This window comes from Bacillus sp. CZDM1, assembly GCF_055502545.1.
Map to the genome: position 1 here is coordinate 525,838 of NZ_JBUESO010000001.1, position 14,107 is coordinate 539,944.

Annotated in this window: 17 protein-coding genes; 3 read left to right on the forward strand and 14 right to left on the reverse strand. The window is 36.8% G+C overall.

Annotated elements, in window-relative coordinates; all coding sequences use genetic code 11:
• The first annotated feature begins 34 nt into the window (after positions 1-34).
• Complete coding sequence (locus tag ACY3XC_RS02820) at positions 35-277, forward strand: DUF2626 domain-containing protein (RefSeq protein ID WP_095247095.1); 243 nt, start codon at positions 35-37, stop codon at positions 275-277.
• 45 nt (positions 278-322) lie between these two features.
• Here the strand turns inward: ACY3XC_RS02820 and ACY3XC_RS02825 are convergent, their stop codons facing one another.
• On the reverse strand, positions 323-1,405 hold the full coding sequence (locus ACY3XC_RS02825; protein ID WP_464867191.1) for a class I SAM-dependent methyltransferase: 1,083 nt from the start codon (positions 1,403-1,405) through the stop codon (positions 323-325).
• 199 nt (positions 1,406-1,604) lie between these two features.
• A complete protein-coding gene (locus ACY3XC_RS02830) occupies positions 1,605-2,240 on the reverse strand; it encodes an MBL fold metallo-hydrolase (protein ID WP_464867192.1) in 636 nt (211 codons plus the stop codon).
• Positions 2,241-2,435: 195 nt separating this feature from the next.
• Here ACY3XC_RS02830 and ACY3XC_RS02835 point away from each other — a divergent pair, with 195 nt between their 5' ends.
• The gene (locus tag ACY3XC_RS02835; protein ID WP_179157123.1) at positions 2,436-2,609 is read left to right on the forward strand and encodes a DUF2759 domain-containing protein; all 174 of its coding nucleotides are present in this window, start codon (positions 2,436-2,438) and stop codon (positions 2,607-2,609) included.
• 39 nt (positions 2,610-2,648) lie between these two features.
• On the opposite strand, the gene ACY3XC_RS02840 is transcribed toward ACY3XC_RS02835, so the two are convergent.
• The 4 genes from ACY3XC_RS02840 to ACY3XC_RS02855 all read right to left on the reverse strand — a co-directional run bounded on the left by ACY3XC_RS02840 (position 2,649) and on the right by ACY3XC_RS02855 (position 6,463).
• Entirely contained in the window at positions 2,649-3,791 is a 1,143-nt protein-coding gene (locus ACY3XC_RS02840) for a YqgU-like beta propeller domain-containing protein (RefSeq protein ID WP_464867193.1), read from the reverse strand.
• Between the two features lie 191 nt (positions 3,792-3,982).
• On the reverse strand, positions 3,983-5,170 hold the full coding sequence (locus ACY3XC_RS02845; protein ID WP_464867194.1) for a M14 family metallopeptidase: 1,188 nt from the start codon (positions 5,168-5,170) through the stop codon (positions 3,983-3,985).
• Positions 5,171-5,269: 99 nt separating this feature from the next.
• Positions 5,270-6,244, reverse strand: a complete 975-nt coding sequence (locus ACY3XC_RS02850; RefSeq protein WP_464867459.1) for an ROK family glucokinase — start codon at positions 6,242-6,244, stop codon at positions 5,270-5,272.
• 9 nt (positions 6,245-6,253) lie between these two features.
• Entirely contained in the window at positions 6,254-6,463 is a 210-nt protein-coding gene (locus tag ACY3XC_RS02855; RefSeq protein WP_095247089.1) for a YqgQ family protein, read from the reverse strand.
• 186 nt (positions 6,464-6,649) lie between these two features.
• Between ACY3XC_RS02855 and ACY3XC_RS02860 the strand changes: the two genes are divergently transcribed.
• Entirely contained in the window at positions 6,650-7,483 is an 834-nt protein-coding gene (locus tag ACY3XC_RS02860; RefSeq protein WP_464867195.1) for a hypothetical protein, read from the forward strand.
• Here the strand turns inward: ACY3XC_RS02860 and ACY3XC_RS02865 are convergent.
• From ACY3XC_RS02865 to ACY3XC_RS02900, 8 genes are all read right to left on the reverse strand, one after another.
• The gene (locus ACY3XC_RS02865; RefSeq protein WP_464867196.1) at positions 7,446-9,017 is read right to left on the reverse strand and encodes a rhomboid family intramembrane serine protease; all 1,572 of its coding nucleotides are present in this window, start codon (positions 9,015-9,017) and stop codon (positions 7,446-7,448) included. The genes ACY3XC_RS02860 and ACY3XC_RS02865 overlap by 38 nt on opposite strands.
• A gap of 149 nt (positions 9,018-9,166) precedes the next feature.
• Positions 9,167-9,373, reverse strand: coding sequence for a hypothetical protein (locus tag ACY3XC_RS02870; RefSeq protein ID WP_221823016.1), 207 nt, complete (start codon positions 9,371-9,373; stop codon positions 9,167-9,169).
• Between the two features lie 55 nt (positions 9,374-9,428).
• Positions 9,429-10,376 carry an L-lactate dehydrogenase gene (locus ACY3XC_RS02875; protein ID WP_179157130.1) on the reverse strand — a complete coding sequence of 316 codons (948 nt, stop codon included), beginning with the start codon at positions 10,374-10,376 and terminating at the stop codon, positions 9,429-9,431.
• Positions 10,377-10,478: 102 nt separating this feature from the next.
• Positions 10,479-11,267: a DUF92 domain-containing protein gene (locus ACY3XC_RS02880; protein ID WP_464867197.1), complete on the reverse strand. Its 789-nt coding sequence runs from the start codon at positions 11,265-11,267 to the stop codon at positions 10,479-10,481.
• Entirely contained in the window at positions 11,264-11,830 is a 567-nt protein-coding gene (locus ACY3XC_RS02885) for a 5-formyltetrahydrofolate cyclo-ligase (protein ID WP_464867198.1), read from the reverse strand. The genes ACY3XC_RS02880 and ACY3XC_RS02885 overlap by 4 nt, the downstream gene beginning before the upstream one ends.
• A gap of 58 nt (positions 11,831-11,888) precedes the next feature.
• Positions 11,889-12,038 (reverse strand): 50S ribosomal protein L33, encoded by a 150-nt coding sequence (rpmG, locus tag ACY3XC_RS02890; RefSeq protein ID WP_015594975.1) that lies wholly within the window; start codon positions 12,036-12,038, stop codon positions 11,889-11,891.
• A 113-nt stretch (positions 12,039-12,151) separates the two neighbouring features.
• Positions 12,152-13,387: a glycosyltransferase family 4 protein gene (locus ACY3XC_RS02895; protein WP_464867199.1), complete on the reverse strand. Its 1,236-nt coding sequence runs from the start codon at positions 13,385-13,387 to the stop codon at positions 12,152-12,154.
• Positions 13,380-14,066 carry a DUF4912 domain-containing protein gene (locus ACY3XC_RS02900; protein ID WP_464867200.1) on the reverse strand — a complete coding sequence of 229 codons (687 nt, stop codon included), beginning with the start codon at positions 14,064-14,066 and terminating at the stop codon, positions 13,380-13,382. Before ACY3XC_RS02900 ends, ACY3XC_RS02895 begins: the two co-directional genes overlap by 8 nt.
• Between the last annotated feature and the right edge of the window lie 41 nt (positions 14,067-14,107).

The following is a 14,107-nucleotide window of genomic DNA, read 5'->3' on the forward strand; positions in this document are numbered from 1 at the left end:
TTGATGGTACCGTAGGGGAAAAGGAGGGATACATATGGATCGTATGTACAGGGTCTTGGGTTTCTGGACAGGTATTTTCACCGTAATGTTCTATTTAGGTGATATGGATAAAACTGCCATGCTTTTCTTAGCCCAAACTGGATTCTTTGTTTTGTTAAGCTATCTAAAATTATCCGAACGTATGTACATGTATGTTTTCTGTGGGTATTTGACAGTATTCTTCGCAGGCTTCACTTATTGGACAACATTTATGATGCCGCTGGGTGGAGGACATTGAGAAGATATTAACACATAAAAAACACCGGACCTATTCCGGTGTTTTTTATTCTATAAATAGATTACCTTTTATACCTTTTTGTTGAATAACTATATGGAAAAACGAGCTCATACCAGACGGCATTATCAAACTGCGAATAGCACGATTTCGTTTGCTTACCTCTGAAAATGGATTTGGATCATAATGGTTTTCTAACTCCTTTAATATTCCTGCTTTAAGTAAAAACTCATCCTGCCTAAGCTTTGAATGGAATAACAATTCTGCCTGCTTACCCTTTTGTATTAGCCAATCAAAATGAATGTGTGTCGTTATGTCCATTTCTCCAGGGTGCTCCAAAACATCATGAATCATTTGGTGCTGATAATATCCCCTTAAGCTTCCCTTTATTCTTGAAGGCTGCTTCCAGTCCTCCTTGGTATATCCATAATCCGCTGTTACTACAAGCCCCCTCTTTAACACGAGGGATATATCTTGCACCATCCCTTCCATTAACAAAGGCACTTCTATTCGCTGCTTATCCTTTAATACCAAACCGCTTTCCTCTAAAAAAGTATAGATCGATGAATTGGTTAGCGGAACATTTTCCTCATATAAGGTTTCATTTTTCATTCCCACCATAACCTCATACAATTGACCGTTCACTTTCTCAATTACATGAACAGGCATGGCATCAAATAATTCATTGGAAAAGACCATCCCTTCAAACGCTTCAAGTTCATCAAGGCTGGTTACTTGCGTTACAGTATAGGCAGGCTTTAATAATTCATTTTGCAAACTCAAATGATAGGGACTGCTCTCTACAATTATGTATTTGAACGGAGTTTTGATGGAATCCTCCCATTCCTGTAAAAAGGCATGAGCAAAGCGACCATTTCCTGCACCAATCTCACAAAATATAGGTTCTAAATCATTTTCTTTACAAACATTTGCGAACCATTTGGCAATTATTTTCCCATAAATATCAGAAATATTACTTGTCGTAATAAAATCTCCTTGGCTGCCAATTTTTTGTTTATGTTTCATATAGTATCCTAATTCAGGATGATAGAGGACTGCCTCAATATACTCTGCATAGGATATTAAGTTTAGTTCTGAGTTTGAAATTAACCTCTTTAAATAGCTAAACATAATTTTTTCCTTCTTTCATTTTACATCATTGACACAGTGATAAATTTGTTATATTGTAAATTTAGTAGCTTAACTATATCCCTCCCATTATTTATAATAGGACATCCCCCAAAAAAGCCCTTCTCCGACGAGAAGGGCTTTTCTATGGAACAAATCCGTCTAGCACAAGCAGCCTGCCTAGGCGCTGCCGCTTTGGGATTTAAAAACCATTCAAAAACGGATTACTATCCATTTCTTCTCCAATTGTGGTTATAGGTCCATGCCCCGATAAAACAGCTGTTTCTTCTGGTAAAAATAATAATTTTTCATGGATACTCTTCATTAATTGTTTATGGTTACCCCCTGGGAGGTCTGTTCGACCAATACTGCTCTTAAATAGTGCATCCCCTGATACAACAAATCCCTCGGACTCAAAGTAATAGGATACACTCCCAGGCGAATGCCCTGGAGTCTCAAAAATAGAGAACGTAAAATCACCAATCGTTAACGTTTCCTCTTGTTTTAAGATATAGTCAGCTCTTTTCATTTTCATCAACTCTTGCATTTGAAAAAACTTCGAACCATTTAAAGCCGGATCTATCAGCCAATCTTCTTCCTCTTCATGAATATAAACAGGAATCTTAAAGTAGTCTCTTACCTCATCAACGGCACCAATATGGTCAAAATGTGCATGAGTTAAAAAAATTGCAATTGGTCTGAGTTCTCTCTTTGTTAACCACTTAATTAGCTTTTTCCCTTCACTGCCTGGATCAAAGATTAAACAGGATTTGTCAGGTCTTTCAACTATGTAACAATTTGTTTGTAATACCCCTAGAGGGATTTGAGACCATTTCATTTCTTTCATTACCTCCAACTATTTTTACCTTACTATTATTTTACACTATGTAAGCTTCATTGCTAACTTTTTTAGCCCTCGACAAATGATAAAAAAGAATATAAAATAAGAATCGAGTGTATATAATATTCTTACATAACTATTTTAGAGATTTGGGCTAAGCCCAAGTATTATCTAATAAAGGGGGCTTTATTAATGGGAGTAGTTATTATTTTTGCTTTGGTTGCCTTACTTGCTGCTTATGGTGCATTCACTGCCCTAAAAAATAAAAATTTCTTAGGGGCATTTTGGGCAGTAGCAACATTGGCTGTTTTTGGCTGGTTTGCAATCATGACCCTTATTGAAAGTGGTTTTCCTACAGCACACTAAGCTCGGGGAAAAATGAAAGACTGCCAACCGGCAGTCTTTTTATTTTTCTACGAGCTCAGATATTTCTTTTGTTTCTAAATTAATGATTTTTTCAAAACGATTTCCATACAGTGCAGCTTCCCCAGTAGGTGAGAGCAGAATTGGTTCATTCTTCTGTCCTTGCAAAATCATATCGCTGTCACCCTTATTAATATCATAACTTACAAGTTCAAAGCCTTCTGTGTAAGCATCGGCTTCAACACTTTTTATGGGCTTAAAGGTAATGAATTTCCCTTTACTCTCATTAAAGTCATGGTAAGGAACTAACCAGCCTGAGAACATTGTCAGATGAGGGATAGAAAAAGAAAATAGCTGCTTTTTGTCCTTATTATAAAAACGATATGATGCTTGTAATTGCTCCTCATCCCTGGCGGTAACAGTCATTAGAGTATTTTGATAGGATGAGAACTGAAGTACATCATTGAATAGTACTTCTTCACTTTCTGCTCCCATTTTCTTTAACATGAGTGGCGCAAAAAGTGAAGGGCTCGTTTCATCCCAGTTCAGATAGGCCACTTCATCTTTCCCTATCCACTTAATAAATGGCTGAGGAATTGATAATTCAGTTGTTTTACTTTGTTCAATATTAAGCAGCAGCATTTGATATGTCCAATCTTCATTAAAAGAAGAGATTAGAATTTCCGACTCATTATATGGGTTCCATTCAAAGGCTAATTCATACGAGGGGAAAGATTTCTTTATTCGTTCAGAGCCCTCAGGAGATAGGATGATAACCTGTCCTTCATAGGTGGAAGGAGAAGTTTGTATTAGTATATTCTTTTTTGATGGGCTAACCTGTAATGTGACAATTGGGTCCTCACTCTTATATAGTAATTCACTTTTACCAGTTAAAAGATTATAAAAATATACAGATGATGATTGCTCAAGGTTAGTAATATAGAGTAACTGATGGTCAGAAAACCAGCTCCCTATTTTATAGAATTCACCTTCAGGAATTTCAATTGGGAGTTTCCAAGCTTCTACTGGCTGAGAGGGTTTGTTATTATCCTTGTCAATTTCTTTAGAAGGGCTGGGCTTGGCATCTTGTTGGTGCGTGCAGGCACTAAATAAGGAGACAAAAATGAGTAAAAACATGATTTGGAACATATATTTAATATTCATTTTACTACTGTTTAAACCCATTTTTCTCCTCCCTCCCATTTCTTCTTAATAATTAGTACGTTATTATTACAAAAACGTTTCAATAATAACAGAATTATTTTAAAAATAAGAAAAAAGTCGCAGCTGTACGACTTTTTCTTATTTTCAAATAACCATCACAATAGTTTATTTTAATGTCATTGATTTCATTTTACAAGTAGTGGAAGTACTATTTACAAATAAAGTGAGGCTAGAAAAATACCCTCAACTTTTAGGAGAATGTCATTAAATTGAGATAAGGGCAATGGATTTATTCCCCTTCCAAGTTCTAAAGTAAAACCAGGGCGTTTAAACTCTTGAATATACCAATCCTTGAATCCCGCATGACTATCTACATTTCGTATCGCCTTGTATCCACTGACTCGTTCGAATTCCTTTGCCAAGACTTCTGATTCTGGAGGTTCAAAGCCTTCATATCCCCAATAGAACTCTTCGCCTTGGGTATGAAAAGCCAGAATTCGATCGTAATGATTTTCTTTCATTAAATCTGCCATCGCAATTGCTTCTGGTTCTGATAATGAAGACTTGCCTGGATAATCTCTAGGTGCAGGAGACTTAGGCTCCTTCCGCTCCTGCTCAATCTCCCAATTCGCCGGAAACTGGTTGTTTAAGTCTACCCCTCTTATATTTGCCTTCCAATGAACAAATTCATTGCTGCCTTCATTAATGTTTACCACTTCATCCTGACGGCTTGCAGGTGGACCATTTAATACTAGGTCTACCCCGTCTGGATTTACCAATGGTACAATTGATAACTCCGTTTCATTATATAAATTTATTGTATTAATTCCTCTTATTGCAGTCCGATTTGTTAATGAAAGGAGGTACTGATTCACTAGGGTCATTAATACCATCGTTGTAATCCATTCGTTTGCATGAAAAGAGGCGTTCATATGAACCTTTTTTAACCCTTTTCCGATTCTAATTTCTTGAATGGGCTTCCCTAAAACACTAGTGCCTATTGTATCAACATGAATAAATGGATAATACTTCTTAAGAGTTTTTATTTGCTTCACTAGTATCCTTGAATCAAATGGTAATTTCGGAATAAGATTTTGCTTTGAAATTCGTTCTGGCAGATAGAGGATTTCACCTGGAATTAATCGATTGGGATCTTTCATTTGATTTAGAATCATCATAGCGTCAATCGGTACTTTTTTTTCATTTCCGATTTTCCACAAAGTATCGTCTTCTTTAATTGTGTACGGAACAGAAACGTAGCCTGGAATGACTATTTTTGCACCTGATTTCAAACTAGAAGCTTCTACCTTCTCGTTTGAATCGGTAATAAGTTCAAGCGGTACCATAAATAATCGGCCATAATACGAAAATGAATCACCTTCACGGACTCGAACTTCCATTTTTTCTGCCTCCTTCCATCATAAAAATCATATGATGAAAGGAAGCAGAAAATGAGCACAATAAAAAACCTGCATGTTATTGCAGGTTTAATTTGCTCTTTATAAATTTAGTTTATTTTTTATAAGCCAAGCTGCACCAATTGCTCCTGCATCATTACCTAATGTTGCCAGTGAAAGAGCTGTAGAATCTCTAACTGCTGAGAAAGCAAACATAGAGAAGTTTACTTTTACTGCGTCTAATAAAAGACCACCTGCACGAGATACCCCGCCGCCAAGTACAATCGTTTCCGGATTCAGTGTATTAGCAATATTCGCAAGAGCATATCCTAAATGGAAGGCAACTTCATCGACAATTTTTTTAGCCAGTTCATCACCATTTCGAGCGCTATCAAAGACATCCTTTGCTGTAACGTCCCCATTTTCAGAAAGTATTACGGCTAGCGGCCCCTTTGCATCAGCTTTTGATAGTTCATTCTTTGCCAAACGAACAATCCCCGTTGCGGAAGCAATTGTTTCAAGACAGCCAGACTTTCCACAGTTACAAGGCGCTCCTCCAAAAGGGATAGACGTAATATGACCAATCTCCCCAGCCGCACCGTTAATACCTCGTACGGTATCTCCGTTAGCAATTACGCCGCCGCCTACACCCGTTCCAAGTGTTACACACACTAGATCTCGGGCACCCTTACCGGCACCATTCCACATTTCCCCTAATGCTGCACAATTAGCATCATTTTCAATAACCACTGGCAAATCTGTTAGTGAATGCAAACTTTCTTGTAAAGGAAAGTTATCCTTCCAACCTAGATTAACAACATTCAGAACAACACCAGTTTCATAATCTATAGGTCCAGGTGCACCCATACCAATTCCAATTAATTTGGACTTTTGTTCATTAAGGTCTGCTAATTTTTGATTGATTGCATTTGCAATATTCCTAGTAATATTTTGACCTTCATTTGCGTTATCAGTTGGAATTTCCCACTTTTGAAGGATTTCTCCATTCAAGTTAATAAAAGCTATTTTTGTAGTAGTTCCACCCAGGTCAACACCAACAATCCATTGTTCCGACACCATAATCACCTATCTTTTTTCTTCTTTTTCTTTTAAAAATCTAATTTCATGTCTTAAAATTAACAGTGCAGTTGAGTATTCTTTCGGTTCAATTAACTGAGCTTGATACAAATCTTTTAATTCTGACTCCATTAATTCAAGGTCAGCGATTCGATCACCAATATAAATAATTGTTCCATATTGTTTTAAAAATTGTTGAATATCATAGATTGACTTCATTATTTAGCCCTCTTACATAAGGAATGAGAAACATTACATGTAAAGTATACCTTAAGCCCCTACCACGCTCAAGCTGTTCTTGCTAAGAATGAAACAAGAATATGGCATGTCCAGCCAATTGTTCCCATATAACATAAATATACCTGCTATTAATCTCTCAATAGGAAAAAGGAAGGATGGGATTAGATGAAAAAAGCCTATTTAGTGCTAGGCGTATTTATCACTGTTATTCTAGCTTTTACGATACATCATTATAAAAATCCGAAAGTACAGGAGAGTATCACCTACTTCCCGATTGATCCAAAGGTAAGCTTTAAAACTGCACAAACCACGCTTACAGTGATGAATAAACCAACAAATACAATTTTATGGAAAGAACATTCCACTTTGGATCGGAAGGCATACTTAAGGCAGGATGCTGCCTTGCTATATGCCAACGGACGTCTTATCGATGAACTTTGGAACTGGAAGCAGAATACTGCATTAATTGAGCAAGAAAAAAGAATAACCATGGATAAAAATGTTTTCTTACAAGCCATTACCTTTCACCATGCAGAGCTCCATGAAAATGAAAACCAAATTTTCAGTTCCCAAGCAATGTCCTCGGATCAAACTTTCTTCCTAACAGCTATTGCCGATGAGTCTAATGTGAAGAAACAGTTGGAACAAAAGGTAGAAAGAATGCTGCAGCTCAGCTGGAACAAAGGTTTGCGTCATTTTTCTATTAATTTGAGCAACTATCAAGCTTTTCCCCTCAGCGAATTTAATGAAATGGCCAAGGATACATTACCGGGTTTTACAAAATCAGAAACCGCCGCAATTGTAGGAAACCTATGGGAGGGCTTGTATAAAAATTATATCCTTGGAATAAAAAAAGCAGAGGGTGCCATTGAAAATCCCAAAGGCAGTACCCTTCCACTTATTTTAATTGCAACCGACAAAACACATTTATTAGTATTAACAGAGTCCGCTTTAGGTGAGCCTATTCTCCTCCGTCAGATGATGGCAGTAAACGATTAAGTTCCTGAACCAAGTCAGAATATTCCTGTTGGCTTGGTTTTAATTCTGCCGCCTTTTCAGCATTTTTTTTCGCCTTATTTAGGTCATTTTCTTCTAAATGGAGTAAGGCTAAATTATAGTAGGCTTCGGGTAAACCAGGGTCTAATTGTATCACTTTGAGCAGATGAGATTTAGCATCATCGAGTTTGTTCATCTTAATTTCTACAAAAGATAAAGCAAAATATACTTCTAGAGATTGTTTTCGAGAGTCCTCCACGTATTTCGTTAATACGTCATATGCTTGTTCATAGTTCTCTTGTTTAATATATTCTTGCGCTAACATCATAGTAGAACTTTCATTCCCGCTTGTAGCAGAATGTTGAAAACCATATACTAAGGAGCCATATATAATAGAGGCAGATAGTAACAAAAATAGTGTTTGTAAGAATGGCTTTTTCTTCTTAGGAAAATGGAGGATTCCTGCTGCAAGGAAACCTCCAGCCAAACCTCCTAAATGACCGGCATTATCTACGATGGAAACGGTAAATCCAAAAATTAAATTAAAGGCCAGTACTGTAATGACACTAGGGCCCATTGTCCGAAAAAAAAGTTTTGGATAAATGAGGGCAAAATAAAGCAATGCCCCAAAACATCCAAAGATTGCTCCACTTGCACCGGCTGAAATATTCGGGCTAAAAATAAAACTGGCTATAACCCCTGATATCCCGGCAAAAAGATAGATCAATAAAAATCGGGTATTACCAAAGATTTTTTCGACAGCCGGTCCTAAAAAGTATAAAGCCAAGGTATTCATTGCTAAATGTAAAAAGCCGATGTGAAGGAAGATCGGCGTTATGAATCTCCACCATTCTCCCTCGTAGATATAAGGATTAAATTTGGCACCAAATTTAATCAGAGTAGAGGTATTCGTGCTTCCCCCTTGAAGCTCTAACAATAAGAAAAGTGCAACCTGGATAATCATAAAAAGATATGTAAAAAATGGTTTACCATTCGAAAATATTTCTTTTTCTTTTTTAGACCTTTGGAGAGCAGAATCCAATGCTGCTTTCTTTTGAGCCATAACGTCTTGGTCTAAATACTCATCGTTTATCGGGAAGGAGATTTCTCTTTCCAGTCTTTCTGATAATGCTTTAAATCCTGATTCGTATTGACTGCCCGCTAATAATACAGAATTTACGCTTGTTTTATTTCCCTGTGGATAGATAAATGAACTTTGCAGACGATGCTCATAGTCATCAACCGGAGGGAATTGACTAATATAGATATTCACAACCGAAAGCTCACCACGCCCGATTTGTTTCCGTATCTGTTCGCCATTTGAGGCTGTAAATTCTATATCTCTTTGCAAAGAGCTGCTCCAGTCTAAATCAATCCGTACCAATCGAATTATTGGCGCCTTTTTATTTTCGAGTTTTTCCAGCCATAATTCTTTCTGATTCTCAAATAATTGAATAATTCGGTAGCCTTGCTCCGAAATAAAGTAATGTGCCAATCTCCAAAAGACATAATCCTCTCTATAATTCAATACTCCCACTACTTTCTATTAGGACAACCTTGTCATAATTATTTTTTTATTCATCTTTCACTTGTTTATTACATTATAAACGATAAACGAGCCTTAAGATGGCTAAACAAGAGGATAAGGTGGGCATTTTTTTAAACAAAAAAAACCATCTGTGGTTTTCACCAATCAGATGGTCTTTCGGCAGGTCCGCCAAAAACAGTCTGCATCATTTTATTTTTCACACCTGGGAAGCTCATGAACGAACCTACAGCGATTCGACGCATCCAGCCCGATCTTAGTAAAAGGTTAATAATCCGATATCTGAAGCGGAATGCAAAATAGCCAATGGATCCAATCATAAATATGGATGTCAGCATACGAGACATATCATCCCTCCTACCGATATTATGTGAATAGGAGTTTGTTTTTATCCACTTTATATCAGTACTTACTTAACACTGGATCCATTGTTTGTTTTAGAACGTTTACAGAGTTTGTGAATTTTTCTTTTTCTTTTTTATTCAAATCAAGCTCTACAACTTCTCTAATTCCACTGCGGTTTACTACTGCAGGTACACCAATATAGACGTCTTTATGACCATATTCTCCATCTAAATAGGCTGAGACAGTTAATACTGAATTCTCGTCTCGTAATATCGCTTTTGTCAGGCGAACAAGCCCCATAGCGATCCCATAATATGTGGCACCTTTTCGCTCAATAATATGATAAGCAGCATCTCGAACATTAATAAATATATTATCTAGGTCCTCTTGGTTCGTTTCATGTTTACTTGTCCATTCTGAAATCTTCATCCCAGCAATATCGGCATGGCTCCATACAGGAAGTTCAGTGTCTCCATGCTCGCCAATGATGTAGGCGTGAACGTTACGTGTATCAACATCATAATACTGACCCAATAAAAAGCGGAACCTTGCTGTATCTAAGATAGTTCCTGAACCAATTACACGTTCCTTTGGAAGACCAGAAAATTTCCAGACAGCATATGTTAATATATCAACTGGGTTCGTTGCAACTAAGAAAATACCATCAAAACCACTAGCCATTATTTGTTCAACAATACCTTTAAAAATGTTGGTGTTCTTCTCTACAAGGTCCAAGCGTGTTTCACCTGGTTTTTGGTTAGCCCCAGCTGTGATCACGACTAGGTCGGCTTGATCGCAATCCGCATAGGTTCCGTACCAAATTTTGGTACGTGAAGGAGCAAAAGGCAGACCATGATTTAAATCCATCGCATCCCCTTCAGCTTTTGCTTCGTTTAAATCAACTAATACTAGTTCTTCTGTTATTCCTTGATTTAATAATGCAAAGGCATAGCTGGAGCCAACAAAACCTGTTCCAACAAGGACAACTCTATTCACTTTAACCATGAAATTTCCTCCTTTTGGGGAATAATGGGTATATTATTTTACATAAACTAAATTGTACAATAATTCACAACTTTTTTCAGTATCAATCCAGCTTTATATCTATTATGTAATAAAATAAATGAAGATCATTGCTAATAGTGCAGCAATAAATCCAGATAAGAAATTCACCATATCATTATCCACTAAATGATAGCCTTTTATTCTTCTAGCTGATGTTTGGCAATGGACCTTTTTCTCCGTTTCGATCCCGCATTCATTACAAATATAGACCTGCTGATAATACGCTCCAAATAAAGTATCAATGACATTACCCAAAAAACCGAAGAAGAAAATGATAAAAAAGTGGAATATACCCAAATGAAAAAGCCATGCACCTGCAAAAGCTATTAACATGGATCCGAATAGTGCAGCTGCAGTACCCAACAAACTGATTGCTCCAGAGGTTCCTTTTTCTATTGCCTTAAAAGTCCGTATATATATAGGTTTTCTTTTACTTAACGTGCCAATTTCTGAAGCCCACGTATCCGAGTTTGAACTAGCAAGGCAGATAATAAAACCCATCAGCCAAATCGTATCCTGTTGAAAAAAATAAATGATGCTTAACAATGCAGCAGAACCACCATTCGCTAAAACCTGACGCCAATCTCTGGTTGCTCCCTTTGCTAACTTTTCTTCAATTTCTTTTTTTGCTGAGCTTTTATATTTCGACCAAAAGCTGGATGTTGCAAAAAATAATCCAAGAAGGAAAAGACCCTTTAAACCGAACCCGAAATTGACAGCGACTCCTACCGCTACTGCTGCAATAGCCCCATCACTACTTAAGGATCGTTCCCGATAACCAGCAAAACCACCTATTATAATAATTGAGATAATGATTAGATTTTGGATCATTTTATAGTTATTACCTCATCATTAGTGATAAGTTTCGAGACTGGAATATCATGTTTTTCAATAGGAAATTGTGGAATAACCTGAAAGTGAAAGGCAAGAGAGATTGTTTTCCCCTTAAAATTGGGTAGATAGCGATCGTAGTATCCACCGCCAAAGCCCAACCGGTATCCTTCTCTTGTATAAACCAAACCAGGTACAATTAACAGATTGATATCATCAGCCTTTACCTCCATCGTCTGCTCTTTTATGGGTTCAAGTAAACCATAAAAAACAGATTCAAGCTGCGAAAATTGGGTTATTTTATGAAAGGATAAAACCTTTTCCTTTGGGTGACACTTCGGAGCGACAACCACTTTTCCTGATTCCCACGCTCTTCTAATAATTTGATATGTATCGACTTCCGGCTCCTTCGAGATGGTAATCCCAATAACTTTAGCTTGTTTCCAGTCATCTTCATTATATAGGTTCCTAGCTATTTTATAGGAGTAATCTTCATAATTAGGTTTAGTAAGTTCAGAAAGTTTCTCTTTCATTTCTTTACGTATGATATTTTTTTCATTCATATAAATCGTTTTCTCCTTATTTTTTTGCAACAAAAAAAGCAGCAGGAAGCCCTACTGCTTATTTTGTTTCGCGATGTGCTGTTGTACGCTTTTCTCTTGGGCAATATTTCTTAAGCTCAAGACGATCAGGGTTGTTACGTTTATTTTTTGTTGAAATATAGTTACGATCTCCACACTCAGTGCAAGCTAACGTAATATTTACACGCATGTTAATTTCCCTCCAAACGATTAAGCTAGTTCGTTCATACGACTTTTCTATAATATCATTTTTCAAAAGGAAATGCTAGTGTGTTTTTTAAAAGTATAAAGTAACCCTCATTATCAAGGATTTTCATTGACATTTACCCGTTTATTTAACATCGTTTCTTCCATAACTTTAACTGTTTGTGAAGCAACTCGTTTCCATCCATATAGGCTTTTAACAATCCGCCTGCCTTTTTCGCCTATTTCCTTTGCCTTATCAGGATTTTGTGATAAGAAGTCAATATTAGATAGGAGACTTTCGGCATCACCAGGATTCATTAGCAGGCCGGTTTGCTTATCCATAATAATTCCTTTTAACCCGCCTGTGTCTGAAACAATCGTAGGTTTACCCAAAATCATTGCTTCTAGAGCCACGATTCCAAAGGGTTCGTAAAGACTCGGGAAAACAGCGATTTCACTATTTACTAACAGTGCATTCCTTTGCTCGTCCGAAACATAACCAATAAAAGCAATGAAATGATCTAATTGTCTTTCCGAAACCATTTTACGGTATCTTTCGAGCATTGGTCCTTTGCCGGCAATTACAAAATAAATATCCCTTTGGTTATCCTTCGCCAGTTGCGCTGCCTCAATAATCGTTTCAAATCCTTTTTCCTTAACCATTCTTCCTACAGAGAAGATATACTTTCTATGCTTAATGAAAGGATAAATTTCGTTTGAGTTTACCTCTACAGTACTTGGTTCAATTCCGTTAGGAACTATTTCCAGTTTTTTCTCAGAGAGTTGGAAGTTTGTTAATAATTCTTCTCTCATATAGGTACTGCAAACAATTATTTGATCGGACTCCATAATTAACTTCTTTTCTTTATTATGGATAAACTGCTGCATATCTGTGTGAATTCCAATATTCCTGCCATGTTCGGTAGCATGAATAGTTGTTAATAACGGAATGGACATTTCTTCTTTTAACGTAACTGCAGAAGTGCCTACGAGCCAATCATGAGCATGGACGATATCAAACTTTATCTCTTCTGCAATTTTTACCCCTTTATAGCTCATAGCTAAATTTAGACCTGCAATCCAAGAGAGAAAATTATCATCCTGATTGTTAAGTGGTATGACTCGATGGACATGAACTCCATTTACTATCTCATAAGCCGTGATACCGCCATTCCCAGCGGTAATCACATGTACCTCGTGACCTAGTTGGGCTAATTGGGCGGAAAGACCATAGACATGCCTCGAGAGCCCGCCAACAACATGAGGAGGGTACTCCCATGTTAATATCAGAATTTTTAATTGCCAGTCGTTGGAATGCTTTTGGGTCATTACAGTATTTAAATAATCATCCATTCTTCTGCTCCGTATTTTTGGATTCCCCATAATAACTGTAGGTACTTACATGATCAATCCATTTTGGTGAGTAATCATCAATCTGTTGAAAGTTCACTAAGTTAGTATAAATTTCACTGCCATTTAAATTGCCAATAGCCGGTGTTTGAACTGAATTTGATCGAAGTAACGGGAAAAACTCATTTTCATTTAATTTCACACCTAGTTCAGCAATATAACTCCGATTTGCTGTCAACCCTTTAATAAACCAATAGCCTTTGTTATAAGGAACAGTAATATCATAGTAATGATGAGCATTACTTCCTGTGAAAATAATATCCGTAACATCATAAATTCTAACGATATGAACTAGATCCTCAAAAGGTCTATCATAAAATGAAGTGATGACCTTGCCGGGAATTTTTGATGATGCCTCCCAATAAAGTATTACCTTTCGAGGGGTAACCAGTTTAACCTGCAGCTCCCCTTTAACAGGAGTATAATCAATCGTTAGAGGATTTAACTCACTGTTTTCCTTTTGGGTCTTCTCTTCATCAAAACAAGCTTTTATGTGATTTTCCTGAGTATTCGTATATTTATTCCATTGATATTGAACTTTTCCAACGGTGGTATTCAAATATGAGGCGATTTTTCGGAACGATAAACCATCCTCTCTTAGTTTAATAATTTCTTTAATCATTTTTCTCCTCCATTTCTGCAAACAAATACTATATGCAAAAG

Bases quoted from the DNA above. Each gene is read 5' to 3' on its own strand.
- ACY3XC_RS02830 (WP_464867192.1), bottom strand. From the start codon at position 2,240: ATGAAATGGTCTCAAATCCCTCTAGGGGTATTACAAACAAATTGTTAC.
- ACY3XC_RS02895 (WP_464867199.1), bottom strand. From the start codon at position 13,387: ATGGATGATTATTTAAATACTGTAATGACCCAAAAGCATTCCAACGAC.
- ACY3XC_RS02860 (WP_464867195.1), top strand. From the start codon at position 6,650: ATGAAAAAAGCCTATTTAGTGCTAGGCGTATTTATCACTGTTATTCTA.
- ACY3XC_RS02870 (WP_221823016.1), bottom strand. From the start codon at position 9,373: ATGTCTCGTATGCTGACATCCATATTTATGATTGGATCCATTGGCTAT.
- ACY3XC_RS02820 (WP_095247095.1), top strand. From the start codon at position 35: ATGGATCGTATGTACAGGGTCTTGGGTTTCTGGACAGGTATTTTCACC.
- ACY3XC_RS02875 (WP_179157130.1), bottom strand. From the start codon at position 10,376: ATGGTTAAAGTGAATAGAGTTGTCCTTGTTGGAACAGGTTTTGTTGGC.
- ACY3XC_RS02885 (WP_464867198.1), bottom strand. From the start codon at position 11,830: ATGAATGAAAAAAATATCATACGTAAAGAAATGAAAGAGAAACTTTCT.
- rpmG (WP_015594975.1), bottom strand. From the start codon at position 12,038: ATGCGTGTAAATATTACGTTAGCTTGCACTGAGTGTGGAGATCGTAAC.
- ACY3XC_RS02845 (WP_464867194.1), bottom strand. From the start codon at position 5,170: ATGGAAGTTCGAGTCCGTGAAGGTGATTCATTTTCGTATTATGGCCGA.
- ACY3XC_RS02900 (WP_464867200.1), bottom strand. From the start codon at position 14,066: ATGATTAAAGAAATTATTAAACTAAGAGAGGATGGTTTATCGTTCCGA.
- ACY3XC_RS02825 (WP_464867191.1), bottom strand. From the start codon at position 1,405: ATGTTTAGCTATTTAAAGAGGTTAATTTCAAACTCAGAACTAAACTTA.
- ACY3XC_RS02855 (WP_095247089.1), bottom strand. From the start codon at position 6,463: ATGAAGTCAATCTATGATATTCAACAATTTTTAAAACAATATGGAACA.
- ACY3XC_RS02835 (WP_179157123.1), top strand. From the start codon at position 2,436: ATGGGAGTAGTTATTATTTTTGCTTTGGTTGCCTTACTTGCTGCTTAT.
- ACY3XC_RS02840 (WP_464867193.1), bottom strand. From the start codon at position 3,791: ATGGGTTTAAACAGTAGTAAAATGAATATTAAATATATGTTCCAAATC.
- ACY3XC_RS02880 (WP_464867197.1), bottom strand. From the start codon at position 11,267: ATGATCCAAAATCTAATCATTATCTCAATTATTATAATAGGTGGTTTT.